This is a genomic window from Rhizobium sp. 0TCS1.26, assembly GCF_050455525.1.
In the GTDB taxonomy this organism is placed as follows: domain Bacteria; phylum Pseudomonadota; class Alphaproteobacteria; order Rhizobiales; family Rhizobiaceae; genus Neorhizobium.
Genome location: NZ_JBCIYV010000001.1, coordinates 1,376,349 through 1,402,490, shown reverse-complemented (window position 1 = coordinate 1,402,490; position 26,142 = coordinate 1,376,349). Strand labels below are relative to the sequence as shown.

At 63.0% G+C, this 26,142-nt stretch carries 26 protein-coding genes; 18 read left to right on the top strand and 8 right to left on the bottom strand.

What is annotated here, in order from left to right; all coding sequences use genetic code 11:
• Positions 1-171 precede the first annotated feature (171 nt).
• Positions 172-1,374 carry a cytochrome P450 gene (locus tag AAIH46_RS06880; RefSeq protein ID WP_430304912.1) on the top strand — a complete coding sequence of 401 codons (1,203 nt, stop codon included), beginning with the start codon at positions 172-174 and terminating at the stop codon, positions 1,372-1,374.
• 193 nt (positions 1,375-1,567) lie between these two features.
• Here AAIH46_RS06880 and AAIH46_RS06875 read toward each other — a convergent pair whose 3' ends face one another.
• Positions 1,568-2,434, bottom strand: coding sequence for an SDR family oxidoreductase (locus tag AAIH46_RS06875; RefSeq protein ID WP_430304911.1), 867 nt, complete (start codon positions 2,432-2,434; stop codon positions 1,568-1,570).
• A gap of 321 nt (positions 2,435-2,755) precedes the next feature.
• Here AAIH46_RS06875 and AAIH46_RS06870 point away from each other — a divergent pair, with 321 nt between their 5' ends.
• The 3 genes from AAIH46_RS06870 to AAIH46_RS06860 all read left to right on the top strand — a co-directional run bounded on the left by AAIH46_RS06870 (position 2,756) and on the right by AAIH46_RS06860 (position 7,276).
• Positions 2,756-4,540, top strand: a complete 1,785-nt coding sequence (locus tag AAIH46_RS06870) for a glycoside hydrolase family 15 protein (protein WP_430304910.1) — start codon at positions 2,756-2,758, stop codon at positions 4,538-4,540.
• 160 nt (positions 4,541-4,700) lie between these two features.
• The gene (locus AAIH46_RS06865) at positions 4,701-6,779 is read left to right on the top strand and encodes a carboxy terminal-processing peptidase (RefSeq protein ID WP_430305025.1); all 2,079 of its coding nucleotides are present in this window, start codon (positions 4,701-4,703) and stop codon (positions 6,777-6,779) included.
• Positions 6,780-6,967: 188 nt separating this feature from the next.
• Complete coding sequence (locus tag AAIH46_RS06860; RefSeq protein WP_430304909.1) at positions 6,968-7,276, top strand: Dabb family protein; 309 nt, start codon at positions 6,968-6,970, stop codon at positions 7,274-7,276.
• A gap of 55 nt (positions 7,277-7,331) precedes the next feature.
• Here AAIH46_RS06860 and AAIH46_RS06855 read toward each other — a convergent pair whose 3' ends face one another.
• Positions 7,332-8,246 carry a LysR family transcriptional regulator gene (locus tag AAIH46_RS06855; protein ID WP_430304908.1) on the bottom strand — a complete coding sequence of 305 codons (915 nt, stop codon included), beginning with the start codon at positions 8,244-8,246 and terminating at the stop codon, positions 7,332-7,334.
• Positions 8,247-8,335: 89 nt separating this feature from the next.
• On the opposite strand from AAIH46_RS06855, the gene AAIH46_RS06850 reads away from it, so the two are divergent.
• Together AAIH46_RS06850 and AAIH46_RS06845 are read left to right on the top strand one after the other, a co-directional pair.
• Positions 8,336-8,782 (top strand): ester cyclase, encoded by a 447-nt coding sequence (locus AAIH46_RS06850; RefSeq protein WP_430304907.1) that lies wholly within the window; start codon positions 8,336-8,338, stop codon positions 8,780-8,782.
• A gap of 5 nt (positions 8,783-8,787) precedes the next feature.
• Positions 8,788-9,708: an NADP-dependent oxidoreductase gene (locus AAIH46_RS06845; RefSeq protein ID WP_430304906.1), complete on the top strand. Its 921-nt coding sequence runs from the start codon at positions 8,788-8,790 to the stop codon at positions 9,706-9,708.
• Between the two features lie 89 nt (positions 9,709-9,797).
• Here AAIH46_RS06845 and pqqE read toward each other — a convergent pair whose 3' ends face one another.
• Genes pqqE through pqqB form a run of 4 tightly spaced genes read right to left on the bottom strand, consistent with a single transcriptional unit; the run spans position 9,798 to position 12,908 of the window.
• Positions 9,798-10,922 (bottom strand): pyrroloquinoline quinone biosynthesis protein PqqE, encoded by a 1,125-nt coding sequence (gene pqqE / locus AAIH46_RS06840; RefSeq protein ID WP_430304905.1) that lies wholly within the window; start codon positions 10,920-10,922, stop codon positions 9,798-9,800.
• A complete protein-coding gene (gene pqqD, locus AAIH46_RS06835) occupies positions 10,919-11,215 on the bottom strand; it encodes a pyrroloquinoline quinone biosynthesis peptide chaperone PqqD (protein ID WP_430304904.1) in 297 nt (98 codons plus the stop codon). The genes pqqE and pqqD overlap by 4 nt, the downstream gene beginning before the upstream one ends.
• Complete coding sequence (gene pqqC, locus AAIH46_RS06830; protein ID WP_430304903.1) at positions 11,212-11,973, bottom strand: pyrroloquinoline-quinone synthase PqqC; 762 nt, start codon at positions 11,971-11,973, stop codon at positions 11,212-11,214. Before pqqC ends, pqqD begins: the two co-directional genes overlap by 4 nt.
• Positions 11,970-12,908 carry a pyrroloquinoline quinone biosynthesis protein PqqB gene (gene pqqB, locus AAIH46_RS06825; RefSeq protein ID WP_430304902.1) on the bottom strand — a complete coding sequence of 313 codons (939 nt, stop codon included), beginning with the start codon at positions 12,906-12,908 and terminating at the stop codon, positions 11,970-11,972. The genes pqqC and pqqB overlap by 4 nt, the downstream gene beginning before the upstream one ends.
• Before the next feature lie 426 nt (positions 12,909-13,334).
• Here pqqB and AAIH46_RS06820 point away from each other — a divergent pair, with 426 nt between their 5' ends.
• The 6 genes from AAIH46_RS06820 (at position 13,335) to AAIH46_RS06795 (ending at position 18,470) form a co-directional block, all read left to right on the top strand.
• The gene (locus tag AAIH46_RS06820; protein ID WP_430305024.1) at positions 13,335-14,540 is read left to right on the top strand and encodes an ABC transporter substrate-binding protein; all 1,206 of its coding nucleotides are present in this window, start codon (positions 13,335-13,337) and stop codon (positions 14,538-14,540) included.
• A gap of 37 nt (positions 14,541-14,577) precedes the next feature.
• Positions 14,578-15,555: a PQQ-dependent catabolism-associated beta-propeller protein gene (locus AAIH46_RS06815; protein WP_430304901.1), complete on the top strand. Its 978-nt coding sequence runs from the start codon at positions 14,578-14,580 to the stop codon at positions 15,553-15,555.
• A gap of 40 nt (positions 15,556-15,595) precedes the next feature.
• The gene (locus tag AAIH46_RS06810; RefSeq protein ID WP_430304900.1) at positions 15,596-16,084 is read left to right on the top strand and encodes a hypothetical protein; all 489 of its coding nucleotides are present in this window, start codon (positions 15,596-15,598) and stop codon (positions 16,082-16,084) included.
• A gap of 72 nt (positions 16,085-16,156) precedes the next feature.
• Positions 16,157-16,984 carry an ABC transporter ATP-binding protein gene (locus tag AAIH46_RS06805; protein WP_430304899.1) on the top strand — a complete coding sequence of 276 codons (828 nt, stop codon included), beginning with the start codon at positions 16,157-16,159 and terminating at the stop codon, positions 16,982-16,984.
• Positions 16,981-17,850 carry an ABC transporter permease gene (locus AAIH46_RS06800; RefSeq protein WP_430304898.1) on the top strand — a complete coding sequence of 290 codons (870 nt, stop codon included), beginning with the start codon at positions 16,981-16,983 and terminating at the stop codon, positions 17,848-17,850. Before AAIH46_RS06805 ends, AAIH46_RS06800 begins: the two co-directional genes overlap by 4 nt.
• On the top strand, positions 17,850-18,470 hold the full coding sequence (locus tag AAIH46_RS06795) for a hypothetical protein (RefSeq protein WP_430304896.1): 621 nt from the start codon (positions 17,850-17,852) through the stop codon (positions 18,468-18,470). Before AAIH46_RS06800 ends, AAIH46_RS06795 begins: the two co-directional genes overlap by 1 nt.
• A 24-nt stretch (positions 18,471-18,494) precedes the next feature.
• On the opposite strand, the gene AAIH46_RS06790 is transcribed toward AAIH46_RS06795, so the two are convergent.
• Positions 18,495-18,830, bottom strand: a complete 336-nt coding sequence (locus AAIH46_RS06790; RefSeq protein ID WP_430304895.1) for a c-type cytochrome — start codon at positions 18,828-18,830, stop codon at positions 18,495-18,497.
• A 327-nt stretch (positions 18,831-19,157) separates the two neighbouring features.
• On the opposite strand from AAIH46_RS06790, the gene AAIH46_RS06785 reads away from it, so the two are divergent.
• Positions 19,158-19,367, top strand: coding sequence for a hypothetical protein (locus tag AAIH46_RS06785; RefSeq protein ID WP_430304894.1), 210 nt, complete (start codon positions 19,158-19,160; stop codon positions 19,365-19,367).
• A 27-nt stretch (positions 19,368-19,394) separates the two neighbouring features.
• Here the strand turns inward: AAIH46_RS06785 and AAIH46_RS06780 are convergent, their stop codons facing one another.
• Positions 19,395-19,592 carry a hypothetical protein gene (locus AAIH46_RS06780; protein WP_430304893.1) on the bottom strand — a complete coding sequence of 66 codons (198 nt, stop codon included), beginning with the start codon at positions 19,590-19,592 and terminating at the stop codon, positions 19,395-19,397.
• A 556-nt stretch (positions 19,593-20,148) separates the two neighbouring features.
• Between AAIH46_RS06780 and AAIH46_RS06775 the strand changes: the two genes are divergently transcribed.
• From AAIH46_RS06775 to gfa, 5 genes are all read left to right on the top strand, one after another.
• Entirely contained in the window at positions 20,149-22,053 is a 1,905-nt protein-coding gene (locus tag AAIH46_RS06775; protein ID WP_430304892.1) for a methanol/ethanol family PQQ-dependent dehydrogenase, read from the top strand.
• Between the two features lie 188 nt (positions 22,054-22,241).
• Positions 22,242-22,751, top strand: a complete 510-nt coding sequence (locus AAIH46_RS06770) for a c-type cytochrome, methanol metabolism-related (RefSeq protein ID WP_430305023.1) — start codon at positions 22,242-22,244, stop codon at positions 22,749-22,751.
• Between the two features lie 79 nt (positions 22,752-22,830).
• The gene (locus AAIH46_RS06765; RefSeq protein ID WP_430304891.1) at positions 22,831-23,706 is read left to right on the top strand and encodes a quinoprotein dehydrogenase-associated putative ABC transporter substrate-binding protein; all 876 of its coding nucleotides are present in this window, start codon (positions 22,831-22,833) and stop codon (positions 23,704-23,706) included.
• Positions 23,707-24,062: 356 nt separating this feature from the next.
• A complete protein-coding gene (locus AAIH46_RS06760; RefSeq protein ID WP_430304890.1) occupies positions 24,063-25,190 on the top strand; it encodes an S-(hydroxymethyl)glutathione dehydrogenase/class III alcohol dehydrogenase in 1,128 nt (375 codons plus the stop codon).
• A gap of 118 nt (positions 25,191-25,308) precedes the next feature.
• A complete protein-coding gene (gene gfa, locus AAIH46_RS06755; RefSeq protein WP_430304889.1) occupies positions 25,309-25,890 on the top strand; it encodes an S-(hydroxymethyl)glutathione synthase in 582 nt (193 codons plus the stop codon).
• Positions 25,891-26,142 lie beyond the last annotated feature (252 nt).

Sequence of the window (26,142 nt, the reverse complement as noted above, 5' to 3'; positions counted from 1 at the left end):
AACTGAGAAATGATATAATTGATAGAAACGTTGAATTGCGCAGAAACATGAGGTAGGTAGGTGCCGTCAGCAACACGCGCTTCCGGGCGGCAACAGCTGTGCCCGACGACGCGAGCAGCCGAGCAGACCCGCATTTTATTCCGTTCCCATGACCTCGAAAGGGAAATCCTCATGCTGGACACCATCCAAGCTGCCCCTTTGGTGGCATCCTCCGATCTGGAAGCGGACATCCATGGGGTGTTTGCCCACTACCGTCCGTCCTCTCCGTTCATTTCGCTTGATACGGGTGGCACCATGGTCCTGCGCTACGATGATGTCAGCCGTCTCCTGCGCGATCCCCGGGTGCAGGCAACGGGAACGGCAATGCCGGCTCAGGCCGGGATCACGCACGGGTCCTTGTTCGACATCTTCGAACACGGCGTGCTGACCGCCAATGGCGATGTCCACACGCGTCGCCGGTCCGCGCTCTCGAGGGCCTTTGCCACAGAGGTGTTAAACGAGTTTCGGCAGCATGTCCGGGGCGCGGCCAATGCCCTGATCGACACGTTCCACGACAGCGGCAGTTTCGATCTGGCGTCCGACTATGCCGCCAAACTTCCAGTTGTTGCCCTTGCGGGCCTGCTTGGGGTCCCGGAGCCAGACGTCCCCTCATTCATGCGCGACGTCCATGCCATGAACGAGTTCTTCCGACCTGCTCCGACCGAGCAGGCCGTGGCGGAGGCCGAGCACGCCGCACTTCGGTTGCGGAACTATCTCGATGGCCTCCTGAGGGCCGGGGAAAAGAACCCATCGGAGGGCTTTCTCGCACGCTATCTGACGCTCTCCGAAGAGGATGAACTGACGAGGCTGGAGGTGCTTGTCCAGATCGTCCAGCTCGTCATCGGTGGAACGGAGTCCGTAAGGACCGCACTGGTTGCCCAGACGGTGCTCCTGCTCTCGGAGCCGGAACAGTGGAAGGCTGTCTGTGATGATCCGGCCTTGGTGCCAAACGCTGTGGCGGAGGGCCTGCGCCTCGAGCCGGGCATTGCAGGCGTCGTGCGGGTTTCCGTGGAGGAGATCGAGATCGACGGCTGGATGCTGCCTGCCGGGCAATTGGTATTGCTCTCGTTCATCTCGGCCCTGCGGGACGAGCGTGTCTTCGATCGACCGGACACCTTCGATATCACGCGGCCCAACCTGAAGCTTGCACGACTGGCCTTCGGTGGCGGCGCCCATAAATGCGTCGCCGACGCGCTGGGAATGGCGGAACTCGAGGAAGGGCTATCGGTCCTGACTCAGCGACTGCCCGGCCTTCGGCTGGACGGGACGGCGACATTTCATGGCCACCACTTCGTCCGCAAGACAAGTGAGTGCCGGGTCAGCTGGAAGCCATGATCGGCATTCGGCCTACATGTTTAGGCGGACATGCGCGTCGCGCATCCTACGAAAGCCGACTTTTCGCCTGAGACGCCTATGCCGCCACTGTTGGGGGAGCGGGCGGGTCCACTCCGGCCCGCCCTTCGCGCCGCTTGCCATCACGCCCCCAACTGCACGACGGATCGAACTGTCGCGCCGGTCACCGGCAGCGTCAGATCATCACCTCGCCGCCGGTGACCGGGATCACGGCGCCGGTCATGTAGCTGCCGAGTTCGGATGCCAGCAGCACATAGGCGCCAGCCAGTTCCGCAGGCTGACCGGCCCTGCCGATCAGCGTCTGCTGGCCGAACTTGGCAGCCTTCTCGGGCGGCATGGTCGACGGTATCAGTGGCGTCCAGATCGGCCCAGGCGCAACGGCGTTCACGCGGATGCCGCGATCGGCCACCATCTCCGCGAGCCCGGCAGTGAAGTTGAGAATGGCGCCCTTAGTCGAGGCATAGGCGAGCAGCTGCGGTGACGGCTGGCGCGACTGGATCGACGTCGTGTTGATGATGGCACTGCCCGGCTTCATGTGGGGGACCGCCGCCTTGGACAGGAAGAAGGGCGCATAGATGTTCGTCCGGAATGTCTCGTCCCACTCCTGCGCCGGGATGTCGGCAATATCGTCATAGGTGCGCTGGAAGGCTGCGTTGTTGACGAGGATATCCAGGCCGCCCAACTCGTCGACCGCGCGTCTGACGAGCGAGTTGCAATGCTCTTCGGACGTGATGTCACCGGCAACGACGACCGCCCTGCGGCCGGCATCCCGGACCCATTTTGCGGTATCGGCGGCATCCTCATCCTCGTTGAGGTAGGAGATCAGGACGTCGGCACCCTCGCGGGCAAAGGCGATTGCGACCGCCCGGCCAATCCCGGAATCGGCGCCGGTGATCAAGGCGACCTTTCCTTCCAGCTTGCCATCGCCGCGGTAGGAAGTCTCGCCGTGATCGGGAACCGGCTGCATGTCGCTCGTCCTGCCCGGCGGCTCCTGATGCTGCTCGGGATAGGGGGGCGTCGGGCGGCGTTCTGGATCGGACATAGGCATCACCTTCGGTTTGCTGTTGCGGGAGCTAACCCGCCGCGGCCACCAAGTGTTCCGCGACTTCCGCGCGTCGGGCCTTCTGGAACTTCCCGCGCGCCCTGCGCCTTTTGTTGGTCGAAGCCCGAATGACAAGCCGGCCATTGGAGATACGCCTCGACATGCGACTTCCCTCAGATGTTTTAGCCGCCGCGCCGCACACACCCTCCGGCAAGGCTCGGTTGGATGGGCGGGCATCCATGCCATCCGCTGTGCCTGGCAGGCGGCAGAGCCAGGCTGTCAGAGCGCCTCGGGTCCTCCTCAGCGGAAAGGCGTGAGCCGATGCTGCACGCCCTTGATCCCCAGAGACGGGATGGCTTCCTTCCGCTTGAACACTACGCCGCAGTGGGAGACGGCCGATCGGTCGCGCTTGTCGGGGCTGACGGATCGATCGACTGGTGGTGCGCACCCGACATGGATGCGCCGCCGCTCTTCAACCGATTGCATGATGCAAACGGCGGGCGTTTCTCGCTGACGCCGGTCGGCGTCTTTCGCATCGAGCGCCGGTATCGCAAGAACAGCAACATATTGGAGACAGTGTTCATCACCGACACCGGCTCTGCCCGCGTCACCGAGGCCCTGAATCTGGGACCGGCAGGAACGCTCCCTTGGTGCGAACTTGCCCGGCGCATCGAAGGCCTAGAAGGCACGGTCGAATTCGAGATCGTCATCGAGCCGACCGGGCGCGAGGAAGAGGTGAGGCATGTGGACCACCCGAGCGCCACCATCCGCTATGTCGGCGGGCTGACGACCACGTTCTGCCACTCGAGCGATGTCGATCTCATCACCGAGGAGGACCGACGAACAGTGGCCCGCTATACTGCGAAGGCCGGTCAGCGCACCTGTGTCGCGATGCTTGTCGCCGATCAGGCGCCGCTCCCCATTCCAGACCTGGCCGACATCGACCGGCGCATCGACCTCAGCGATGAAGAATGGCGGCGCTGGGCAGACCAGCTCACCTATGACGGACCGTTTGCGAACGATCTGATCCGCTGCGCACTGTCGCTGAAGTTCCTGATGTTTTCCAAGACCGGAGCGATCGCTGCGGCTGCGACCTCCGGTCTTCCCGAGCGCATTGGGGGAGCCAAGAACTACGACTATCGCTATGCCTGGATCCGCGACGCCGCCTATACCGTCAAGGCGTTCCTTCGCGCTGGCGCTTTATCCGAACCGATCGCGGCCTTCGGCTGGCTGGTCCGGACGATCGAGGGTGACGGCCCGATGCTGAAGGTCGTCTACACGCTGCGCGGCGAACAGGTGCCGGACGAGCGGGTGATCGACGTTCCCGGCTACCGAGGATCGACCCCCGTCAGGGTGGGCAACCGCGCGAGGGATCAGGTGCAGCTCGGCTGCTACGGCGACTTTCTGGAAACCGCCGCGCTGTTTGCAGGCCGTGGCCATGTGCTTGACCCCGTCGCTGCAAAGCTCTTGGTACGGCTTGCCGACCAGGTGGTGGACCTATGGCGGGACAAGGACGCCGGTATCTGGGAACTGGAAGACAAGCAGCACTATACCTTCTCCAAGATCGGCTGCTGGCTTGCCCTGTCCAATGCCATCAAGCTTGCCGAGGAGGGGCATATTGAAAGTTCGTCCGTCGAGCGCTGGGCGATGGAGAGGGATCTCATCCGCGACTGGATCGATGAGCACTGCTGGTCGCACACCAAGCAGTCCTACACATTCTATGCCGGAACCGATCGGCTGGACGCGTCCCTCCTGCTGACCACGCGCTTCGGGTTCGAGCATGGCGGAAGGCTTGCCAGAACGCGCGATGCGATCGAGCGGGAACTTGCCGTGGGACCGCTCGTCTATCGGTACAGTGGTGCTGACCGTGAGGAGGGGGCGTTCGTCGCCTGCTCCTGCTGGCTTGTCGAAGCCTATGCCTTCCTGGGGGATGTCGACCATGCGGAAGATCTGCTCAAGGCACTGCTGGAGAAGCTGGGAAACAATTTCGGCATCCTGAACGAGCAGATCGACCCTTATACGGGTGAGGGGCTTGGCAACCTGCCGCAGGGGCTCAGTCACCTCGCTCTGCTGCATGCCATTTTTTCGCTGCAGGAAAACAGGTGAAGCTGGGGGCCGCGTCTCGAAATCGGTCAGAATTTCGCCCGAAAGGTCGGTCTCTAGACGGCGCACGAAATAGTGTGCAGTGGTCAGGTTGCCAACGCGCGCGCTGGGTGGTTCACAACAAACACGACGAAGCTGCAATATGCTGAAGGAAGACTACTCGATGCACCTCAAGAAAAGTATCCTTGTCCTCTTCCTCGCTTTTGCGTCGCCAGCCTATTCCCTCGACGCGCCCCCGCCGCGCCTGACGCCGCTCGAAACGCAGGGGCAGGCCGCCAGTCTCAGTGCCCAGTTCCTGTCTCGCTACGCTTATAAGCCCGTTCCGCTCGACGATGCCCTGTCGGCAAAGATCATGGACAGCTATCTGAAGTCGCTCGATCCGGACCGGAGTTTCTTCCTACAGGCCGACATCGACACGTTCATGGCCGATCGCACCGACCTGGATGATGCCATCAAGAGCGAAAACCTTGATATCCCGTTCTCGATCTTCGGCACCTATGCGCAGCGCATGGTGGAGCGGGTGACGTTTGCGCGGAGCCAGATCAAGCAGGGGTTCGACTTCAGCACGAAGGAAGATCTTTCGCTCGTGCGTGATGAGGAGCCCTGGCCGCAGACCGAGCAACAGGCCAATGATGTGTGGCGCAAGCGCGTCAAGAACGACTGGCTGCGGTTGAAGCTGGTCGGTCAGTCCGACACGGTGATCCGCGACACGCTCGACAAGCGCTACAAGAATTTGCTCGACCGCGTTTATAGCTACAAGAGCAGCGACGTCTTCCAGTCGTTCATGGCCGCCTACACCACCTCCGTCGATCCGCACACGGATTATTTCGGCGCCGCCGCCTCGGCCGATTTTGACATCTCGATGAAGCTCTCGCTCGTCGGCATCGGTGCGGTCCTGCAGGAACGGGACGGCTATACGACCGTGCGGGAACTCGTGCCGGGGGGACCCGCCCAGCTTTCCGGAAAGATCGCCGTAGGCGATCGTATCGTCGGCGTCGGCCAGGGTGCCGAAGGCGCTATCACGGAAGTCGTCGGCACGCGGCTGGATGAAGTGGTGCAACTGATCCGCGGAGCCAAGGATTCGATCGTTCGCCTGGATATTCTTCCCGTTGACGGCGGCGAGAGTGGAAGTCATCGGGTTATCAGCCTGGTGCGGGACAAGGTGAGTCTTGAAAAGCAGGCGGCAAAGAAGACCATCGTGCCGGTCGGTGAAGGCAGTGCCGCTCGCAAGATCGGCGTGATCACCCTGCCGGTCTTCTACGAGGATTTCGAAGCGCGGCGGAAGGGCGACAAGAATTATCGCAGCGCCAGCCGCGACGTCGCCAAGCTTCTCGGCGAGCTGAAGCAGGAGAATGTCGACGGGGTATTGATCGACCTTCGTAACAACGGCGGCGGCTCGCTGACGGAAGCCATCGACCTGACCGGTCTGTTCGTCGGTCGCGGTCCCGTCGTCCAGCAGCGCGACGCTTCGGGCAAGGTCGAAGTGGAAAGCGATGATCGTCGGCAGCCGGCCTGGGCCGGTCCGCTCGCCGTGCTGATCAATCGCGGTTCGGCATCGGCTTCTGAAATCTTTGCGGCAGCCATACAGGATTACGGCCGCGGCGTGATTGTCGGTGAACAGAGCTTTGGCAAGGGTACGGTGCAGACGGTCGTCGACCTCGACCAGATTGCCCGCAACAGCACGCCGACATTCGGGCAGCTGAAGCTGACAATTGCCCAGTTCTTCCGCATCGATGGCGGCACGACGCAGCTGCGTGGCGTCACACCGGACATCAGCCTGCCGAGCCTGTCGGATCCGAAGACCCTGGGCGAGGAGAGCTACGACAACGCCTTGCCCTGGGCGCAGATCAAGCCGGCGACCTACAAGGCAAAGGCCAATATCAAGCCACTGCTGCCGCAACTGCAGCAGCGCCACGATGCGCGCGTGCAAGGCAATGCAGAGTTCCAGCGGTTTGTCGAAAACGCCGCCGCACTGAAGGCCGAGCGTGCGAAGGGTCTCGTGTCTCTCAACGAAGCCGAGCGGAAACGCGAAATGGAGGCCGCGGCCGAACGCCTTAAGGCCAGCAGCGACGCGGGGGCGGATGGGCCCGCAGGCGAGGATGACGGACTGCAGTCGAACGAGCGCAGTCTGAGTGCCGATGTGGCCATCGAAAATGCGCGCAAGAACGAAAAGGATGTCCTGCAGACCGAAGCCGCAGCAATCGTTGCCGATCAGGTCGACCTGCTGAAGGTCACGAGGTAGGCCCTCTGGCTGATGACGGCATCATCTGGCACGATCGGTGGACTTCTTTGACAGTGGAGCGGTCCACCGATGGTGATCATTTCAGACTCTTGCCCAGACGGCCCCGACGACGCGTGCGCCTGCTTCCCTGAGCGACCGACACAGGCTAGAAGGCGGCCCAAGTCGCTCACAGCATTCGGAAAACGCCCATGATCCGCCACATCGTCTTCTTCACGGCATCCGAGGACAAGGTGGAGGAGGTCCGCAGAGGGCTGTCGCTTCTCACCGAAATTCCGCATGCGCAGAAGTTCGAGGTCGGGGCGAGCGTGAAACGCGATCTCTTCGGCAACGAGGTCGATCTTGTCGTCTATGGCGAGTTCGAAAGCCTTGAAGCGCTCGATGCCTTCAAGGCTCACCCGCATTACCAGGCGTCGATCGACATGGTGCGGCCGATCCGCGAGATGCGCATGGCCGCCGACTTCGATACGGACGAGGCAACCACGCGCAGCCTGATCTGACGTCAGTGTTGTGGCCGTTGGGGCTGGCATCGGACCGGCCTGCTCCTAGCCGCACCTAGACGTCACCCCCGAGCTCCAGCGTCTGGATAATCCCGCGCAGCCATCGCTGCGCCGGATGAACATCGTTGCGCCGATGCCAGGACATGTTGAACGTCACCTTTCCGAGGTTCAGCGGCGGTGGCGACACATAGAGCCTGTCGGACCAGCCAGACGCTTGCACCACACCTTCCATGAGCGTGGCGACGAGGTCGGAGGCGGCAATCAGAGCCGGCGCCGCGTAGAGCTGCGGCAAGGTCAGCGCCAGCCGTCGCTGCAACCCCCGCTTTGCCAATGCTGCGTCCACCGCGCCAAACCGCTCGTTCTCCGGCGATACGAGAAGATGCGACATGCTCAGGAAGGCTTCGAGCGTCAACGGCCTGCCTGCCTCGGGATGATCCCTGCGCAGGATGCAGACGAAGCTTTCCTCGAAGAACGCCCGGCTGAGAATGCGACCGACCGGCGCATGCGGAACGCCGAGCGTGATATCGGCTTCGCCCGCGTCGAGAAGCGCGACCGCGTCGTCCCGATGCACCAGGTTGCGCACCCGTAGCACGATGTCCGGTGCCTGTTGCCGGAGGGTGGCAAGCAGCTTCGGAAGAACGATGAAGGCGGCATGCTCGGAAAGGCCGATGGACAAGGTCGCGGTCGAGATCATCGGGTCGAAGACCTGCGTGAAGGAAAGCGTCCTCTGGATTTCGGCGAGCGCGCGGCCGAGCGGCTCGGCAAGGTCCAGCGCGCGGGGCGTGGGCTGCAGTCCCTCGGGGCTTCGAACAAACAGCTCGTCGCCCAGCAGTGTCCGCAGTCGCGAAAGCGCGGCGCTCATTGCCGGCTGCGTCCGACCGATCCGGACGCCCGCGCGGGTGACGCTGCGCTCTGCCATCAGTGCGTCGAAAGCGACGAGAAGGTTCAGGTCGATACCATGTAGATCCATGAAATGGATGTTACTGCATACTAGTTATCGATTTCAAACATGTTGCGAGCAGGGATAGGTTTCGCTCATCGACCACGAGGAACCGCGACATGAGCGACACGACCTTTCCTGCACCCGGAGTGAGTGCTGAGGATCTTGAGAAACTGAAGACCTTCTACCAGGCCTTCGCCGGGCGACCACATCTCCTCGACGATTGCGTCACGCCCGATTGGCAGGACATTCCGCTGGCGCCGGGCCAGGCGCCGGGGCGGGACGGTGCAAAACCCCTGATCGCCGGATTCTCGGCAGTCTTCGCCGACCTGAAGATCGACCTCATCGAGGCCATCGGTGTGCCCGGAAAAGTTGCTGTGCGCGCGGTCATGACCGGTCGCCATGTCGGCGAACTGTTCGGCGTCGCGCCTACGGGCAAGAGCTTCAGCCTTCCGATCCACGAGTTCCATACGATCGAAGATGGTCGGCTCACTGAGACCCGGCACATGGAAGACTGGCTGGGCTGGTTTGCGCAGATGGGTGCCTTGCCGGCGGCGCAGGAGTGACCAGCATGAAAACCATTCGTCTCGATGACTATGAGCAGGCGCCGGTGCTTGCCGAGATCACGCTTCCCGAGCCAGCGCCGAACGAGGTTCTGGTCCGGGTCAGGGCGGCGGCACTCAATCCGCTTGACGTGAAACTCCAGCTTGGCGTCCTCCGCGATTTCTTTCCGCTCAACTTCCCGTCGCTGCTCGGCACTGACCTCGCCGGGGTCATCGAACGGACAGGGTCGCTGACATCGCGCTGGCGTCCGGGCGACCGCGTCATTGCCCGGCTCGATCCGACGAGAGGCGGCGCATTTGCCGAATATGCCGTGGTGCCGGAGGAACAGCTTGTGCTGCTCCCGGGCGACCTGCAGTTCGACGCGGCGGCAGGCCTGCCGACGGCCGCAGCAACCGCCTGGCAAGCCTTGGCTGAGATGGCCAAGCTGACCCAAGGCCAGACGGTGCTGATCCATGCCGGAGCCGGAGGGGTGGGAAGTTTCGCGATCCAGATCGCCCGCTCACTCGGCGTGCGCGTCATCGCGACCGCGTCCGGCGATGGCGTCGATCTAGCCCTGAAACTCGGGGCCGACCAGATCATCGATTATCGGACCGAAGACTTGACACGTCTGGTATCCGGTGTCGACCTGGTGCTCGATACGGTTGGTGGCGAAACCCAGCGACGGTCGCTGGAGGTCCTTCGAAGCGGCGGCAGACTGCTGTCGACCGTCTCTCCCCCAGACATTGACTTGCTGGCCGCACATGAGGTGGAAGGCGCCTTCGTGTTTCATACCTCAGACGGTCGGCGGCTTGCCGAGGTCGTCAAGCGGCACAAGGCGTTCGGCGGCACCGTGCTGATCGACAGCGTCTTTGGGCTCGATGATTTTCCAGACGCCTTCGCACGCCAGGCCTCCGGCCGGGCACGCGGCAAGATCATCGTGACGATCTGATCGGGAGGGGGATCGGAAGTTCTCCCGATTGCAGACGTGGTCGCTGGCGGTCATCGATTGTCAGACTATAGCGGGCAAAAGTACTATGTTCAGCGGATTGTTGCTGCCGGCGGCAAAGCGGGCGCGGCGCCGATGCGGCGATATTGAAAAACATCGCGGTCGGAGGCCATCGCTTCGTTGATTAGTGCCTCCATGCGGGCATGCAGCGGAGACTTGATGCAGGCCGGGTCTGTCGCCGCGGCACTGCCGGCGATCGCCATCGCCTGGCAGCGGCAGCCGCCCCAGTCAATCTCCTGCCGATCGCAGCTGCGACAGGGCTCGGACATCCAGTCCGTACCACGGAAGGCATTGAAGGCGGGAGAGTTGTGCCAGATGTCGGCAAGGTTTCGATCGCCGAAACGCTCGAAGACGAGGTTCGGGATGGTGCCCGCCGCGTGGCAGGGCAGTACGGTGCCATCGGGTGCCACCATGAAGGCGTCGCGTGCCCAGCCTCCCATGCACGGCTTCGGGTAGATGGCGAAGTAATCGGGGGTGACGAAATCGACGGTCAGGATGCCGTAGAGCTGCTCCTGCGCCGCGCGGACGATCTCCACCTCGCGCTCGACGGCCTGTCGATCGGGCATCAGCGCATTGCGGTTGAGCAGCGCCCATCCGGCATACTGCACATTGGCGATCTCCAGCCGCTCGGCATCCAGCTCCAGCGCCAGATCGATGAAGGCCGGCACTTCCTCCATGTTGTGGCGATGCACCGGAGCATTGATGGTGAGCGGCAGGCCGACTGCCCGCACCCGGCGTGCCGTCTCAATCTTTTTCTGATGACTGCCACGATTGTTGCCGATCTTTTCAGTCGTCGGCGCCAAAGCCCCCTGAAAACTGATCTGCACGTGGTCGAGCCCGGCATCCGCCATCGCCTCGATACGGCCCTCGGCAATGCCGACGCCGGCGGTGATGAGGTTCGTATAGACACCGCGCCGCGACAGAGTCTTGATCAGTATTTCAAGGTCCGGTCGCAGCGTCGGCTCTCCGCCGGACAGGTGGATCTGCAGCACGCCGAGATCGGCGGCCTGTTCGAAGAGCGCGATCCACGCTTCGGTCGGCATTTCGCGGTTGGCCTTCAACAGCTCGAGCGGGTTCGAGCAGTACACGCATTGCAGCGGACAGCGATGCGTCAGTTCCGCCAGCATGCCGATCGGCGGGAGGGTTGCTTGGCTCATAGCGTCACCAGAAACCGGTCGGACCATTCCTGCAGAAAGGCTTCCACGTCTTCGGCGATCTCCTCGACCGGCGCATCGTACTGCACAGCCAGCGCCTGGAGGATCTCGGCTGTCGTGTGCTGTCCGTCGCACAGCCGCAGAATGTCGAGGCTCACCTCGTCCGGCCAGAACACCTTTTCCGGCGACAGCAGTGCCCAGGCGCCACGCACCGGATCGAACTGCAGACGTGCATGCGGCTTCAGGGCCGGCATCGAAGCCTGTGACACGACGGCGCGTTCGCGGCTCAGTCTCATGGTGCGGCCCTCTTCGGATCGAACGCGCCCGGCGGAATATGGCCGTGCTCGCCATAGGCCTGCTCCAGCGCATCCAGCATCGACCAAAGCACGTCGCATTTGAACACGAGCGCGTCGATCACCGCCTGCTGTTGCTCGGCCGTGTTCGCCCGCGTCTGCACGTAGGCCAGGGCGAAATCCGCATCGCGCGAGGCCTGTGCCGGGCGGGCGCTGAAATAGCTCAGGATATCGGCGCTGATGTAGTCGTATTTCGCCAGCATCGCCGGCACGCGCTCGCTGATGATCATCGGCGAAAACAGCTCCGTGAGTGACGAGGCGACGGCTTCAAGCAGGCTGCGATTGCTGCAGAAGGCCAGATAGGCGCCGACCGCAAAGCGTGTGGCGGGAAGCGCCGCGCGCTCGCCGATGACAAGATCCCTGTCGAGCCCGAGCCCGGTTGCAAGCTTTACCCAGCGGGCGATGCCGCCGTCCCAGCCATCCGTTCCGTCGTGGTCCTCGATGCGCTTGCGCCACTCCGCCCGAAACGCCGGATCCTCGGCGCGCGCGAGGATCATCGCATCCTTGCGGGGGATCACCGACTGGTAGCAATAGCGATTGAGCGCCCACGCCTGCATCTGGCCCCTGGTAAGCTCGCCTGCGGTCATCTTGTGGTGCAGGGGGTGGCGGTTGTGATAGCGCTCGGCGCCGATCTGGCGCAGCACGTCTTCGAGTTCCGCCGGGGTGAGGCCGTTGCGTGCAGCGTCCAAAAATTCTGTCACAGTCGAACCTCCATGCCGTCAAAGCCGACGTCCCATCCGCTGTCTCTGACCAAGGCTGTTTCGGGAGACCGTTCGTCGAGGACAGGGTTGGTGTTGTTGATGTGCACGTAGATGCGGCGGCCGATTGCGATGTCAGAGAGCGACGCTATCGATCCGTCCGGTCCCGACATGTGCAGGTGACCCATGCGCTGGCCGGTCTTTGATCCCACGCCTGCCGTCAGCATCTCGTCGTCGGTGAACACAGTGCCGTCGAACATCAGGCAGGCGGCCCCGTCGAGCCGGCTCTTCAGGTCGGCATCGATGCGTGCGCAGCCTGGAATATAGAAGGCATTCGGCGCTCCGGCGTCCGAGGTGATCCGCAGGCCGACTGTATCGCCCTCCTGCGTGCCAAAACCATCCGCTGCCTTCGCCTCGTCTTCGAGGAAGAGGGCGATCTTGCCCGGCACACCGAACGCTTCGACGGTGATCCCGGTCGGCTGCTGCTGCCAGTCAAGGATCGGCGTCGGAATGTCCAGGCGTAGTTCTCGCCGGTCGACAAGGCCGCGGTCCAAGACATTGAAGATCGAGTTTTCCTCGAGCACCGAAAGCACGCGGCGCGTCGCGTAGAGGGTAAAACGCTGCCTCTCTCGCAGGCTGAGCAGCCCGGCTATGTGATCGACGTCGGCATTCGTCAGCACCACGGCGCGGATCGGCGTCGAGCGCAGGGGATCGGTCTCGCTCGGCTGCAGACATTTGCTCGCAGCGATCTGCTCGCGGATGTCCGGCGAGGCGTTGAAGAGGATCCACCCCGTTCCGTCGGCACTTGCCGCAAGGCTGGATTGGGTCCTCGGTCTCACGCCGGCGACACCGTTGCGCGCTCTCCGGCTCAGATGGAAATTGCAGTTCCACTGGGGAAAGCCGCCTCCCGCGGCTGATCCCAGGATCTTCAGATGCATGGACACAATCTCCCGGCCGCGGCACGGCCACGGCTTTTTGCGCATGCCTGCAGGGCGTCCCACCCGGATGGCCGGATGGGACGGTAGAATTCGCTACTTCCTTGCGGGAAGCTGGGCAGGAAAATAACGCGACATTTCCATTCCAACAGCAACGGTGCACATCGCTGGCTTCTTCCAGATCTTCTTCATCATTTCCTCCTTCCATTTGGCCAGTTCGGCCAATTTCACTCTACTCCACAATAGACCGAAGCTAAAGCCCTCATACTACCGCTGCGGGAGGATGGCGGCGGCTCCGATATTTTCAGGTTGAAATCCGGCCCGTTCGCGGTAGTCTGACCTCGGCACCTAAACAACTGCACGGACCCGACCCTCGTGTCGGGATCGCTGTGCGACGTCCCTTGAGGGAGCGTGTTTGCGGTGCGTCATCTGTTCATCGTTCTCGTCTGGCTCTGCCTATCGAGCCTGTATGCCGGAGCTGCCGCGGCGCAGCAGCCGGGCCCAGGCGTGCAGAAGACGCAGGAGATCAAGCTCGGTTACCTGCGCGCCTATGCGCCGCAGCTGGCGCTTTCGGTTCTGGACGTCGCGCCGCGCGACGAAGGTGTTGCCGGAGCCGAGTTGGCGATCGCCGACAACAACACGACCGGCCGGTTCATGGGCCAGACCTTTTCGCTGGACGTGGCGGAGGTGAAGCCCGACGCCGATGTCCTGCAGGCCTTCGACATGCTGTTGAACAAGCAGGTGACGTTCGTTCTGGCCGATCTTTCGGCCGGGCAGATCCTGTCGATCGCTGATCTTGCCCGCGAAAGGGGCGTCTGGATCTTCAACATCGGCTCGACCGACGACAACCTGCGTGAAGAGGATTGCCGGGCGAACGTCTTTCACACGGCGCCGACCCGCACGATGCTGGCGGACGGACTGGCGCAGTATCTGATCTGGAAGCAATGGCGCCGCTGGGCGCTGATCCACGGCTCGCACCAGACGGATAGGCTGTTCGCCGAGGCACTGCGCCGTGCTGCGACCCGCTTCGGCGGCGAAATCGTGGCCGACAAGGAATTTACCGACACCGGTACGGCACGCCGAACCGACAGCGGCGTCGTGCAGATCCAGCGGCAGATGCCCGTCTTCACCCAGGATCTGCCCGATCACGAGGTGCTGCTGGTGGCCGATGAAAGCGAGGTGTTCGGCACCTATGTGCCGTTCCGGACATGGCGCCCGACGCCTGTCGCCGGCACTGCGGGCCTGGTGGCATCCGCCTGGCATCCGGCAAGCGAGCAATGGGGCGGTACACAGATCCAGAACCGGTTTGCCAAGGTCGCCGGCCGTCGCATGTTGTCGAAGGACATGTCGTCCTGGACGGCGGTGAGAATCGTCGGTGAGGCAGCTACGCGCACGAAGAGCGCCGAGCCGGCGCGGATCGCCGACTTCATCCACGCGCCGGATTTCTCGATCGCCGCCTTCAAGGGCCAGAAGCTGACGTTCCGGCCATGGAACTGGCAGTTGCGCCAGCCGATCTTTCTGGGCGACGGACGCTCGGTCGTTTCGACCTCGCCACAGGAGGGCTTCCTGCACCAGTTTTCCGAGCTCGACACGCTGGGCGTGGACCGGCCGGAGACAAAGTGCGTGCTGAAATAGGCGCGGCAACACGGATCAAGCCTTGGGAGGGGCGCAAATGCAGGGACGATTGACTTTGGCGGGTGTAGCACTTGGGCTTGCCTTCGGGGGCGTCGGCCCGGCGCATGCCTTCATGGCCTATGTTTCCAACGAGAAGGACAACACGGTCACCGTCGTCGACACGACGACCGGTGCGGTGGTCGAAACGATCCCCGTCGGGCAGCGACCGCGCGGCATCACCATCTCGCATGACGGCCGGTTCATCTATCTCTGCGCCAGCGACGACGACACGATCGAGGTGATCGACACGCAGACGCACAGGATCGTCGGGTCGCTGCCGTCCGGTCCGGATCCGGAACTGTTTGTGCTGTCGCCCGACGGCAAGCGGCTCTACGTCGCCAACGAGGACGACAATCTGGTGACGGTGATCGACATCGAGAACCGCGACGTGCTGGCGGAGGTGCCTGTCGGGGTGGAGCCGGAAGGTATGGGCATCAGCCCGGACGGCAAGACCATGGTCAACACGTCGGAGACGACGAACATGGCGCATTTCATCGACACCGAAAGCCATGAGATCACCGACAATGTGCTGGTCGATGCGCGCCCGCGGTTCGCCGAGTTCAAGCCGGACGGTTCCGAAGTCTGGGTGAGCGCCGAGATCGGCGGCACGGTGTCCGTCATTGACAATGCCAGCCGTGCGGTGAAACACAAGATCAGCTTCGAGATTCCCGGCCTGCGGTCGGAGGCGATCCAGCCGGTCGGGGTGCGCATCACCGCCGACGGCAAGAAAGCCTACGTGGCGCTAGGTCCGGCCAACCGCGTCGCGGTGATCGATGCCGTGACCTACAAGGTCGAGAAATACGTGCTGGTCGGCCAGCGCGTCTGGCAGCTGGCGTTCACGCCCGACCAGAAAACGATCATCAGCACCAACGGCGTTTCCAACGATATCACCTTCATCGAAGTCGCCACGGACGAGCCGACGCAGTCGGTGACTGTCGGTGCGCTGCCCTGGGGGGTCGTGGTGTCGCCGAAATAACGTGGCGGCATTTGGAAAATCACAAGCGGAGGAGAAGACGATGCAGGGATACAGAGGTCTGGCGCTCGCGGTCTGCGTCGCGGCTTTGCTATCGGCCAATTTCGGTCTGGCGCAGGAAAAGAAGGTCGATGATGACGACGACGACAAGCCGGTGGCTGCCGACGCCAGCCAGAAAGTGACGCGGGCCAGCAAGGATGTGCCGGAACTGGTCCTCGGATCGGCGAAGGACAGCTTCGCCGTCAATCGCAAGGATTTCGAACTCGTCGCAGGACAGGGATATCGCTGGAAAATCACCTCCGACGCCGGGCTCGAATACAAGTTCGTCACCGACCTGTTCCGCAATGTCTGGATGAACCAGATCGTCATCAACGATCTCGAGGTCCACATGAACGGTGCGCCGGCCTGGCTCGAATTCGACAGCGAGGGAACGATGCAAGTGCAATTCACCGCCGTCCGGCCCGGCAGCTACACGTGGTCCGTGCCCGACCTCGCCGACAAGGGCATGAAGGGCACGATCACCATCAAGTAGCGTCGCAGATGGAGTGCGAAAGGGTCCGGCAGCCGTTGCGGCCGAGCCTTATCGTCCGATGAGGAGGACATCATGAACAGTCTCGGCAGGGTCGAGGACGCAGCCGTGCCCCGGGCACTCGATGTTTCGATGCTCAGTCATTCCTATGGGCAGAAAAGGGCGTTGGATGCGGTCTCCTTCGCCATCGCGCCGGGTCGGTTCACAGTGCTCCTCGGCCTCAATGGCGCCGGCAAGACGACACTGTTCTCGCTGATCAGCCGGCTCTACGACACTCGCCAGGGAGAGATCCGCATTTTCGGCCACGATATCCGCAGAAGCCCGGGGGAGGCGCTGCGGCGCCTCGGCGTGGTGTTTCAGGCGCGGACGCTGGATCTCGACCTCAGCGTCGGCCAGAACCTTTCCTACCACGCGGCGCTGCACGGCATCGGCCGGCGGGAGGCGTCAGGCCGCATTCGGGCGCTTCTGGCGCAGATCGACATGGCCGACCGTCTGCACGACAAGGCCCGCAGCCTTTCCGGCGGGCAGATGCGGCGGGTCGAGATCGCCCGAGCGCTTCTGCATCGGCCCTCGCTGCTGCTGCTGGACGAGGCGACGGTCGGCCTCGACATCCGCTCGCGCGCAGAAATTCTCGCCACTATCAGGCAGCTCGTCGGCGGGGACGGCATCGGCGTGCTGTGGGCGACGCACCTGATCGACGAGGTCGATGCCGGGGATGATGTGGTCATCCTCGACAAGGGCCGGGTACTGGCGGCTGGTCCCGTTGCCGAAGTCGTCCAGCAGTCCGGTACCAGCGATATCAGACAGGCCTTCGCCGCCCTCAGCGGGCTGGTGCCGGCGCCGGCTGGCGCAGGCATCGGCATCTCTTCGGGCACTGCAGCGACGAAGGGGGCCGTCCGATGAGCCTTGCGGAGCGAATCGAGGGCGAGGGACCAGCGGCTCTCGAAGGCTGGGGGTTCCGACTTCCCCAGTATCTCTCCTGTCTGCGCGGGATCACCGTTCGCGAAGGGCTGCGGTTCCTCAACCAGCGGGAACGGTTCGTCTCGTCGCTGGTGCGGCCGCTGCTGTGGCTGTTCGTCTTCGCGGCTGGTTTTCGGCAGGTGCTCGGGGTCTCGATCATCCCGCCCTACAAGACCTACGTGCTTTATGAGGTCTACATCACGCCCGGCCTCTGCGGCATGATCCTGCTGTTCAGCGGCATGCAGTCGTCGCTTTCGATGGTCTACGACCGGGAGATGGGCAATATGCGCATCCTGCTGGTCAGCCCGTTTCCGCGTTGGTTCCTGCTGGTGTCAAAGTTGCTGGCCGGCGTCGGGGTATCGATCGTGCAGGTCTATGCCTTCCTCGCCATCGCCTGGTTCTGGAGCGTCAAGCCGCCACCTTCCGGCTACCTGATGGTGCTGCCGGCCTTGTTTCTTGCCGGCATGATGCTGTGTTCGCTCGGCATGCTGCTGTCGTCGATGATCCGGCAGTTGGAGAACTTCGCCGGGATCATGAACTTCGTGATCTTTCCGATGTATTTTGCCTCGTCGGCGCTCTATCCGCTGTGGCGCATCCAGGAATCCAGCCCGCTTCTCTATCGGATCTGCCAGGCAAACCCGTTCACCTATGCGGTCGAACTGGTCCGCTTTTCGCTCTACGGCCGGATCGACTGGGTGGCGCTGGCGGTCGTCGGTGGCTGCACCCTTCTGTTTCTCGGGGCCGCCATTCTTGCCTACGACCCCTCCAACGGCCTGCTCAGCCGCCGGCAGGATGGGGGTGGCGCGTGATGACGTGGATGTCGAAGATCGCCTGGAGCGTGATGCTGGGCCTTGCCTTCGCGCCGTCGGCCCTTGCGGCGCAGGGGGACGATCCTGACTGGCCCTGTATCCAGCGCAAGGTGCCGCAGCTGTCGATCAGTCAGATCTGGACCGGCCCTGCCTTGCCGCCTGAGGCTGGCGACTGGACGAAGGATGCGGCGCTATCGGACCTGGTCGATGCGCTTGCGGCGCGGCGCCTGACGCTGCCGGAGGCACAGCAGCGGATCCGGGATTTTCGGGCGAGGCTGCCGGAGGGGCAGGCGCAGCAGCAGATCGGCATGCTGGTGCAGGGCCTGTTCGACAAGATGAACGGCGAGCGGGCCCACGTCATCTCCGGCATCGGCCGCTATGCGCATCGGCAGCGCGACATGGCGGCAAGCCTCCGGAGAGAAGCTTCGGCGCTCGACCAACTGCGGGCGAAGGGCGATGCCGGCAACGAGGTGGCGGTGCGCACCGACCGGCTGATCTTCCAGACGCGGGTGTTCCAGGAGCGTGCGCAATCGCTGACCTTCGTCTGCGAGGTGCCGACCCTGATCGAGCAGCGGCTCTATGCGCTGGTGAAGATGCTGGCCGAGCCTCCGGCCCGGTAAGGTCGGTGCCGGTCGAGGCCGCTATCAGGGCGAGAACTGCTTCAGATAGGCGATGACGTCGGCGATTTCCTTGTCGGTTTTCAATCCGACGAACGCCATCTTGGTGCCCTTGATGACCCCCTTCGGATCGCGGAGGTATGTCGTCAGACTGGCTTCGTCCCAGACCATGCCGGCCTTGCCGGCATCGGCCATGGCAGCCGAATACTTGAAGCCCTCGCGCGAGGCGGCAGGTCGTTCGATCAGGCCCTTCAGCGAGGGGCCGATCTTGTTCTGGTCGGTATCAGCGACGTGGCACGCCTTGCACTTGGCGAAGACTTTTTCGCCCGCAGCCGCGTCCTGCCCAAATGCACTTCCCGCCATCGAGATTATCATGCCGACGGCGCCAATATAACAGATGGCACGCATAGAATTCCTCCCGGAGGCGTGCGCAGCAGGGCAGGTTCTACCGATCCTGCAGGCGCGCCCTATACTTGAGGGTAGTTCTTGTTGAAGCCAAGTCAACCTCACCGGAGACGTTCTCGTCAACGACAACCGGTCTCCAGGCTCAGACGTGTCGTGGCTCAGGCGATTGACGCGGCTTTTAGAGGCGCCTAACATGAAGGAAGGCGCATCTGAGAGCCCTCTCTCCAAGCGGAGGATGGCAGCCGTCAGCGGCGAGCGCCGGTAGGGGCGGTCGGAGACTGTTCGATGAACATGGTCGATCTTATCCTCAGGGTCTGCCTGGCAGCCCAACCCAACAACTGCCGCGACGAGCACCTGTTCTTCGAAAGCCGCGGCTCGCTCTTCCAGTGCATGATCCTTGCGCCGGCGGAAATCGCCAAATGGTCGGCGGAGCATCCGGCTCTCAAGATCATCCGTTGGAAATGCGCCACCCCCGATGGCAGTCAGCGGATCTGAAACCCCGACGGTCGGGATAACTCCCTGTCAGAAGCAGCGAACCTCGGCCTCCGCCTGGGCGCGGCGCAGTTCCGAAACAGCCGATCTGGCCGGTGCGCTCTGGCGAAACAACACGCCTCGCTCGCCTGTCTGCAGTGCAAGGCTGCGAAAGGTCTCGGCCTGTTCGTAGCGACTGTAGGGGATGATGGACGCAACGACGTCGAACGAGCAAGAACAACTTCTCATTGAATCGGGTGTCTGCCCATTCGCCTTCATACAACCGAAGACGTAGTCTACCACTGTAGTGGTGGGATACCCATCCCGGGCGATAACCGGCGCCGCTGGCACGAGTGACATCAAGCAACATGCGAGCGTGACGTTTCGAACGTACATCTTCAACCTCCGGTATTCGCGGTTCATATTGACATCCCGTCACGACAGGCGATCAAATATACTTTGTTTTCCTGCGGATCGCCTCGCATCTATACTTATGAGCAACCGCAATATATTTCTTCGCAGAGCAGCATTTACTTTGCTTCGGAGTGTGATCGGAGAATACACTTGCGTATATCAGGCCGATCGCCTATCTTCCACTTGATTTCCGGCTTCAAGCCTTACTTTTGGGAGGGGTAAGGTCCGAAGGTCTGCGATGGCAATATGGTGCCCCCTGGCCACTCGCATCCCGTGAAACGCTGACGGAATGATTTCCCGCACATAGCATGAATCACTTGGCTGCCTTGGAGCACACGATGGTTCGTGATGACGAACCCCGTGTGAATAATGCGCATCGGGAGGATGTCATATGCGTGTATTTGGAAATCTTGCTTTCTTGCCTCTGGCCACTGCCGGTCTTCTGACCGCCGGTGCCGCCGGTCCGGTCTTCGCCAATGACGACCTGACGACGCTTTCCGCCAATCCGAAGAACTGGGCGATGCCGCCCGGCAATTACGCCAATCATCGTTATTCGGAACTCAAAGAGATCACCAAGGACAACGTGAAGAACCTGCAGGTGAAGTGGACCTTCTCCACCGGCGTCCTGCGCGGCCACGAAGGCGGGCCGCTGGTGATAGGCGACGTGATGTATATCCACACGCCGTTCCCCAACATCGTCTATGCACTGGATCTGAAGAACGACGGCAAGATCCTGTGGAAGTACGAGCCAAAGCAGGATCCGAACGTCATCGGCATCATGTGCTGCGACACCGTCAACCGCGGCGTCGCCTATGGCGATGGCAAGATCATCCTCAATCAGGCGGACACGACGGTCGTGGCGCTCGATGCCAAGACCGGCAAGGTTGCCTGGTCGGTGAAGAACGGCGACCAGACCGATGGCGGCAAGGGCGAGTCCGGCACGGCCGCACCGCTGGTCGTCAAGGACAAGGTGCTGATCGGCATTTCCGGTGCCGAGTTCGGCGTGCGCGGCTGGACCGCCGCCTACAACCTGAAGGACGGATCGTTGGCCTGGAAGGCCTATTCTACCGGGCCGGATGCGGAAACGCTGCTCGACCCGCAAAAGACCACCCATCTCGGCAAGCCTGTCGGCAAGGATTCCGGCATGAACACCTGGGAGGGCGAGCAGTGGAAGACCGGCGGCGGCACGACCTGGGGCTGGTTCTCCTACGACGCCAAGTCCAACCTGATCTTCTACGGGACCGGTAATCCGTCCACCTGGAACCCGGTGCAGCGGCCCGGCGACAATCGCTGGTCGATGACGCTGATGGCCCGTGATGCCGATACCGGCATGGCCAAGTGGCTGTATCAGATGACCCCGCACGACGAATGGGATTATGACGGCGTCAACGAGAACATCCTCGTCGACGCGATGCAGATCAACGGCCAACCCCGCGACGTGCTGGTGCATATGGACCGCAACGGCTTCGGCTATACGCTGGATCGCAATACCGGCGAGCTGCTGGTGGCCAAGAAGTACGATCCGAAGGTCAACTGGGCGACGGAAGTCGTGATGGATCCGAAGAGCGAGCAGTACGGGCGGCCGCAGGTGGTGGCGCAGTATTCGACCCAGCAGAACGGCGAGGATACCAACTCGACCGGCATCTGCCCCGCGGCACTCGGCTCCAAGGATCAGCAGCCGGCCGCCTACTCGCCGAAGACCGGTCTGTTCTATGTGCCAACCAACCATGTCTGCATGGATTACGAACCCTACAGGGTGAGCTATACGGCTGGACAGCCTTATGTCGGGGCGACAGTGTCCATGTATCCGGCACCGGAAAGCCATGGTGGGATGGGCAACTTCATCGCCTGGGATGCTGCCAAGGGCGAGATCGTCTGGTCGAAGCCGGAGCAGTTCTCGGTCTGGTCCGGGGCGCTCGCCACCGCTGGCGACGTGGTCTTCTACGGAACGCTCGAAGGCTACATCAAGGCGGTGGATCTGGAGGGCAAGGAACTCTACCGGTTCAAGACGCCGTCCGGCATCATCGGCAACATCAATACCTACGAGCATGAGGGCAAGCAGTTCATCGCAGTTCTGTCAGGGGTCGGCGGCTGGGCCGGCATCGGGCTGGCAGGCGGATTGCTGGCACCGGAAAATGCCGCCGCCTGGCACGGCGCCGTCGACCAGGGCCGTGCCCAGGGCGATGAAGCGGCGGTCGTCGGAACGGCTGGCCTCGGTGCCGTCGGCGGTTATGCCGCACTGGCGGACTACACGACGCTCGGCGGGCAGCTGACCGTGTTCGCGCTTCCCGACTGAGACGCGCTCAAAGGCTGCGCCGGCGTGGCGCAGCCTTCCTTTCTCTCCGGAATGATCCAGTCAGGCGAGTGCGGCAAGCCGATGATTTTCCGCATCCGGAACGCGCGAACGAGATGTTCCCGAAGGCGCGCTCAGTCCTGTGCTGGATGTTTGAAATGTGAGGTTCATCAATGGCTTTTCGCATTGCAATGCTGGCATTCTGCGCAGCGAGTGTGTCTCTTTTTACCACCGGTTCGGCTCTGCCGGACGACGACAGGCAGAAGGCCGAAGCTGTCAGCGAAGAGGACGGCAAGTTTTTCGACAAGGACGGCGTGCCGACATTCAAGATCCAGAACGACGGCACGGTCGACTGGTACACGTTCAGCGGCTATCGCCGCTATCATTCGGACTGTCATGTCTGCCATGGACCCGACGGGGTGGGATCGAGCTATGCGCCGGCGCTTGCTGGTAGCCTGAAGACGCTGGACTATGCAGGCTTCCTGTCGATCGTCGCCGAGGGCCGCAAGAATGTCGGCGGCGGCAAGGAAAACGTCATGCCGGCCTTCGGCGAAAACAAGAACGTCTACTGCTACCTCGACGACATCTATGTCTACCTGCGGGCCCGGGCCGTTGGGGCCGCTCCCCGGGGTCGTCCGCCGAAAAAGGCCGACAAACCACAGGGGGCCAAGGATTACGAAGCCTCCTGCATGGGAGGCTAGGATGAGCACTTGGAGCACGAAATCCCCGAGAGGATCGGCAGCACCGTCGAATGACGTCCCCGACAGGACGGTCGGCCGAATGGCTGAGGTCGCCGCCGGAGCCATTCGTTCGGCGATGCTGACCATGACCGCTATGGCCTGTATCGTTGCAACCGCGCCGGACGCTGCGCATGCCCAGAATGCCGGTCTCGGCGCTGCCGGAGAACTCGTCGATCCGGATGTCCTGCGGGTTTGCGCCGATCCGTCGAACATGCCGTTTTCCGACGAAAGCGGTGAGGGCTTCGAGGACAAGCTTGCGAAGATGGTGGCCGAGGGAACCGGGCGGAAGTCCGTTTCCTATACCTGGTTTCCGTCGATCACCGGCTTCGTGCGCAACACGCTCGGTGCGAACCGCTGCGATATCGTCATGGGCTATGCGCAGGGCGACGAACTGGTGCAGAACACCAATGCCTATTACCGCTCGGTCTATGTCCTGGTCTATCCGAAGAACAGCCCGCTTGCCGGAGTGGTGACGCTGGCCGACCCGAAACTCTCTGGCAAGCGGATCGGGGTCGTCGAGGGTACGCCGCCGACAGCAAACATGGCCGCCGCCAAGCTTATGGGCGATGCCAAGGTCTATCCGCTGATGATCGACAGCCGCCGGGCGCCGTCGATGGCGGAACTGATGATGCGGGACATGACTGCCGGATCGATCGATGCGGCAGTCATCTGGGGTCCGATGGCCGGCTATTACGCGGCGCGTACCGGGGCCGATATGGTGCTCGTGCCGCTGACGCACGAGAAGGGTGGTCAGCGGATGATCTATCGGATCACCATGGGCGTGCGCCCCTCCGACCAGAACTGGAAGCGGACGCTGAACACCTTCATCAAGGACAACCAGCCGCGGATCGACGCGCTGTTGCTGGAATACGGCGTGCCTCTGCTCGACGAACAGGATCAGAGGATCGCCGAGTGACGAGCGGCTGCGGCCAAGGCCAGGGGGCGGCAGCCCTTGCAGACTGAGCGGGTTGCCGAGGCCGATGTCGGCGGTGGTCTTGGGGATGCGGGCATGACGGCGCGCCGCGGGAATGAGAGGGGTGAACGTCTGAGCCGGCGGGAGCCGGTCGAACGGCTGGCGCGGGCGGATGGATGACCGTGGCGGTCGTCTACTCCCCTCACTCTGAGGGCGGTGGTTCGTAGAGCCTGCGACGCCGACCGTCCGGCAAAATGGGCGGCGGGACTCTACAGAGAGGCCGGCAGGAAGCGGCTTCCGGAACAACCGTCATGGCCCAAGGGCCAGATGTAACAGATCGAAACGGAGTTGAGCAAAACATGGATGTCCGCGCCGCCGTTGCCGTTCAGGCTGGCAAGCCGCTCGAAGTGATGACCGTGCAGCTCGAGGGCCTGCGGGCCGGCGAGGTGCTGGTCGAGGTCAAGGCCACCGGCATCTGCCACACGGATGATTTCACGCTGTCGGGCGCCGATCCGGAAGGCCTGTTTCCGGCCATCCTCGGCCACGAAGGCGCCGGCATCGTCGTCGATGTCGGCCCCGGCGTCACCTCGGTGAAGAAGGGCGACCACGTCATTCCGCTCTACACGCCGGAATGCCGCGAGTGCCCGTCCTGCCTTTCGCGCAAGACGAACCTCTGCACCGCCATCCGCTCGACGCAAGGCCAGGGCCTGATGCCCGACGGCACCTCGCGGTTTTCGATCGGCAAGGACAAGATCCACCACTACATGGGCTGCTCGACCTTCGCCAACTACACGGTGCTGCCGGAGATCGCGGTCGCCAAGGTCAATCCCGACGCGCCGTTCGACAAGATCTGCTACATCGGCTGCGGCGTGACGACCGGCATCGGCGCGGTGATCAACACGGCAAAGGTGGAGATCGGCGCCACCGCCATCGTCTTTGGGCTCGGCGGTATCGGCCTCAACGTCATCCAGGGCCTCCGGCTTGCCGGCGCCGACATGATCATTGGCGTCGACCTGAACAACGACAAGAAGGAATGGGGCGAACGTTTCGGGATGACGCATTTCGTCAACCCGAAGGAAGTCGGCGACGACATCGTGCCCTACCTCGTCAACATGACCAAGCGCGGGGCCGACCAGATCGGCGGCGCCGACTACACCTTCGACTGCACCGGCAACACGAAGGTCATGCGCCAGGCGCTCGAGGCCTCGCATCGCGGCTGGGGCAAGTCGGTGGTGATCGGCGTTGCGGGCGCCGGCCAGGAAATCTCGACGCGACCATTCCAGTTGGTCACCGGTCGCACCTGGATGGGCACAGCCTTCGGCGGCGCGCGCGGTCGCACCGACGTGCCGAAGATCGTCGACTGGTACATGGACGGCAAGATCGAGATCGACCCGATGATCACCCACACCATGCCGCTCGAGGACATCAACAAGGGCTTCGAACTCATGCATTCGGGCGAGAGCATTCGCAGTGTCGTCATCTACTGACGGTGATCCCGATCGCGGACAAGCGGAGGGGCCGCGGCGAAAGTTAAGTGGATTCGAGTGGAGGTGAGGCAGCCGCCGGCAACCGGGACGGACCTCGGATAACAGGAGGAGACTTGCAATGGATAGCGCAGTTCACATCCGTATTCATCCTGCCGTGGATGGCGGCCTTCAGCCCGCAGATCCCGGCTTTTCCGGCGGCACGCTGGTCTGCGCCTGCACCGACCGGCCGGTGAAGGTGAAGATCGAGGGGCAGGTGGCACATAACCACGCCTGCGGCTGCACCAAGTGCTGGAAGCCGGCCGGCACCGTATTCTCCGTCGTGGCGGTCGTTCCGCATGACAAGGTGACCGTGCTGGAAAACGGCGACAAGCTCGCCGTCGTTGATCCGTCGGCGCTGATCCAGCGGCACGCCTGCAAGGAATGCGGCGTCCATATGTATGGCCCCGTGGAGCGGGAGCATGCATTCCAAGGCCTCGATTTCATCCATCCCGAGCGGTTCCAGGAGCAGGGCTGGGCGCCTCCCGGTTTTGCCGCCTTCGTCTCATCGATCATCGAGGCGGGTGTCGATCCGGGCCGGATGGACGGCATTCGGGCGCAACTGAAGGAGCTCGGACTGGAGCCTTATGATTGCCTGTCGCCGGCGTTGATGGACTACGTCGCGACCTGGGTCGCCAAGAAGTCCGGCGCGCTACCCAGCTGACGGGTTGATCCACCTGGCTCAGCCGCAGGTCTGTCGTTGGCAGGCGACGTAGGTCTAGTGCGGTTTCGGTGGTCGGACGGCTGAGCCGGGCTCTCCGCACCGGAGCCTACGGTGCGTAGTCGGCATGCGGGTGTCGCCCCTGGGGTTCCGTGACGCAGGGGACATGGAGATGACTGGAGCCGGTCGCTGAGGCGCAGGACGGATTGAAAACGTGTGCCCGTAACGGCTGGTCTGGACGTCGTGGCCGGTTGG

Coding starts and splice junctions, on each gene's coding strand:
- AAIH46_RS06855 (WP_430304908.1), bottom strand. CDS start 8,246: ATGGATCTACATGGTATCGACCTGAACCTTCTCGTCGCTTTCGACGCA.
- AAIH46_RS06860 (WP_430304909.1), top strand. CDS start 6,968: ATGATCCGCCACATCGTCTTCTTCACGGCATCCGAGGACAAGGTGGAG.
- AAIH46_RS06805 (WP_430304899.1), top strand. CDS start 16,157: ATGAACAGTCTCGGCAGGGTCGAGGACGCAGCCGTGCCCCGGGCACTC.
- AAIH46_RS06760 (WP_430304890.1), top strand. CDS start 24,063: ATGGATGTCCGCGCCGCCGTTGCCGTTCAGGCTGGCAAGCCGCTCGAA.
- AAIH46_RS06810 (WP_430304900.1), top strand. CDS start 15,596: ATGCAGGGATACAGAGGTCTGGCGCTCGCGGTCTGCGTCGCGGCTTTG.
- gfa (WP_430304889.1), top strand. CDS start 25,309: ATGGATAGCGCAGTTCACATCCGTATTCATCCTGCCGTGGATGGCGGC.
- AAIH46_RS06775 (WP_430304892.1), top strand. CDS start 20,149: ATGCGTGTATTTGGAAATCTTGCTTTCTTGCCTCTGGCCACTGCCGGT.
- AAIH46_RS06865 (WP_430305025.1), top strand. CDS start 4,701: ATGCACCTCAAGAAAAGTATCCTTGTCCTCTTCCTCGCTTTTGCGTCG.
- AAIH46_RS06870 (WP_430304910.1), top strand. CDS start 2,756: ATGCTGCACGCCCTTGATCCCCAGAGACGGGATGGCTTCCTTCCGCTT.
- pqqB (WP_430304902.1), bottom strand. CDS start 12,908: ATGCATCTGAAGATCCTGGGATCAGCCGCGGGAGGCGGCTTTCCCCAG.
- AAIH46_RS06800 (WP_430304898.1), top strand. CDS start 16,981: ATGAGCCTTGCGGAGCGAATCGAGGGCGAGGGACCAGCGGCTCTCGAA.
- AAIH46_RS06795 (WP_430304896.1), top strand. CDS start 17,850: ATGACGTGGATGTCGAAGATCGCCTGGAGCGTGATGCTGGGCCTTGCC.
- AAIH46_RS06850 (WP_430304907.1), top strand. CDS start 8,336: ATGAGCGACACGACCTTTCCTGCACCCGGAGTGAGTGCTGAGGATCTT.
- AAIH46_RS06790 (WP_430304895.1), bottom strand. CDS start 18,830: ATGGCGGGAAGTGCATTTGGGCAGGACGCGGCTGCGGGCGAAAAAGTC.
- AAIH46_RS06875 (WP_430304911.1), bottom strand. CDS start 2,434: ATGTCCGATCCAGAACGCCGCCCGACGCCCCCCTATCCCGAGCAGCAT.
- AAIH46_RS06780 (WP_430304893.1), bottom strand. CDS start 19,592: ATGAGAAGTTGTTCTTGCTCGTTCGACGTCGTTGCGTCCATCATCCCC.
- AAIH46_RS06785 (WP_430304894.1), top strand. CDS start 19,158: ATGAACATGGTCGATCTTATCCTCAGGGTCTGCCTGGCAGCCCAACCC.
- AAIH46_RS06880 (WP_430304912.1), top strand. CDS start 172: ATGCTGGACACCATCCAAGCTGCCCCTTTGGTGGCATCCTCCGATCTG.
- pqqE (WP_430304905.1), bottom strand. CDS start 10,922: ATGAGCCAAGCAACCCTCCCGCCGATCGGCATGCTGGCGGAACTGACG.
- AAIH46_RS06815 (WP_430304901.1), top strand. CDS start 14,578: ATGCAGGGACGATTGACTTTGGCGGGTGTAGCACTTGGGCTTGCCTTC.
- pqqD (WP_430304904.1), bottom strand. CDS start 11,215: ATGAGACTGAGCCGCGAACGCGCCGTCGTGTCACAGGCTTCGATGCCG.
- AAIH46_RS06845 (WP_430304906.1), top strand. CDS start 8,788: ATGAAAACCATTCGTCTCGATGACTATGAGCAGGCGCCGGTGCTTGCC.
- AAIH46_RS06765 (WP_430304891.1), top strand. CDS start 22,831: ATGGCTGAGGTCGCCGCCGGAGCCATTCGTTCGGCGATGCTGACCATG.
- AAIH46_RS06770 (WP_430305023.1), top strand. CDS start 22,242: ATGCTGGCATTCTGCGCAGCGAGTGTGTCTCTTTTTACCACCGGTTCG.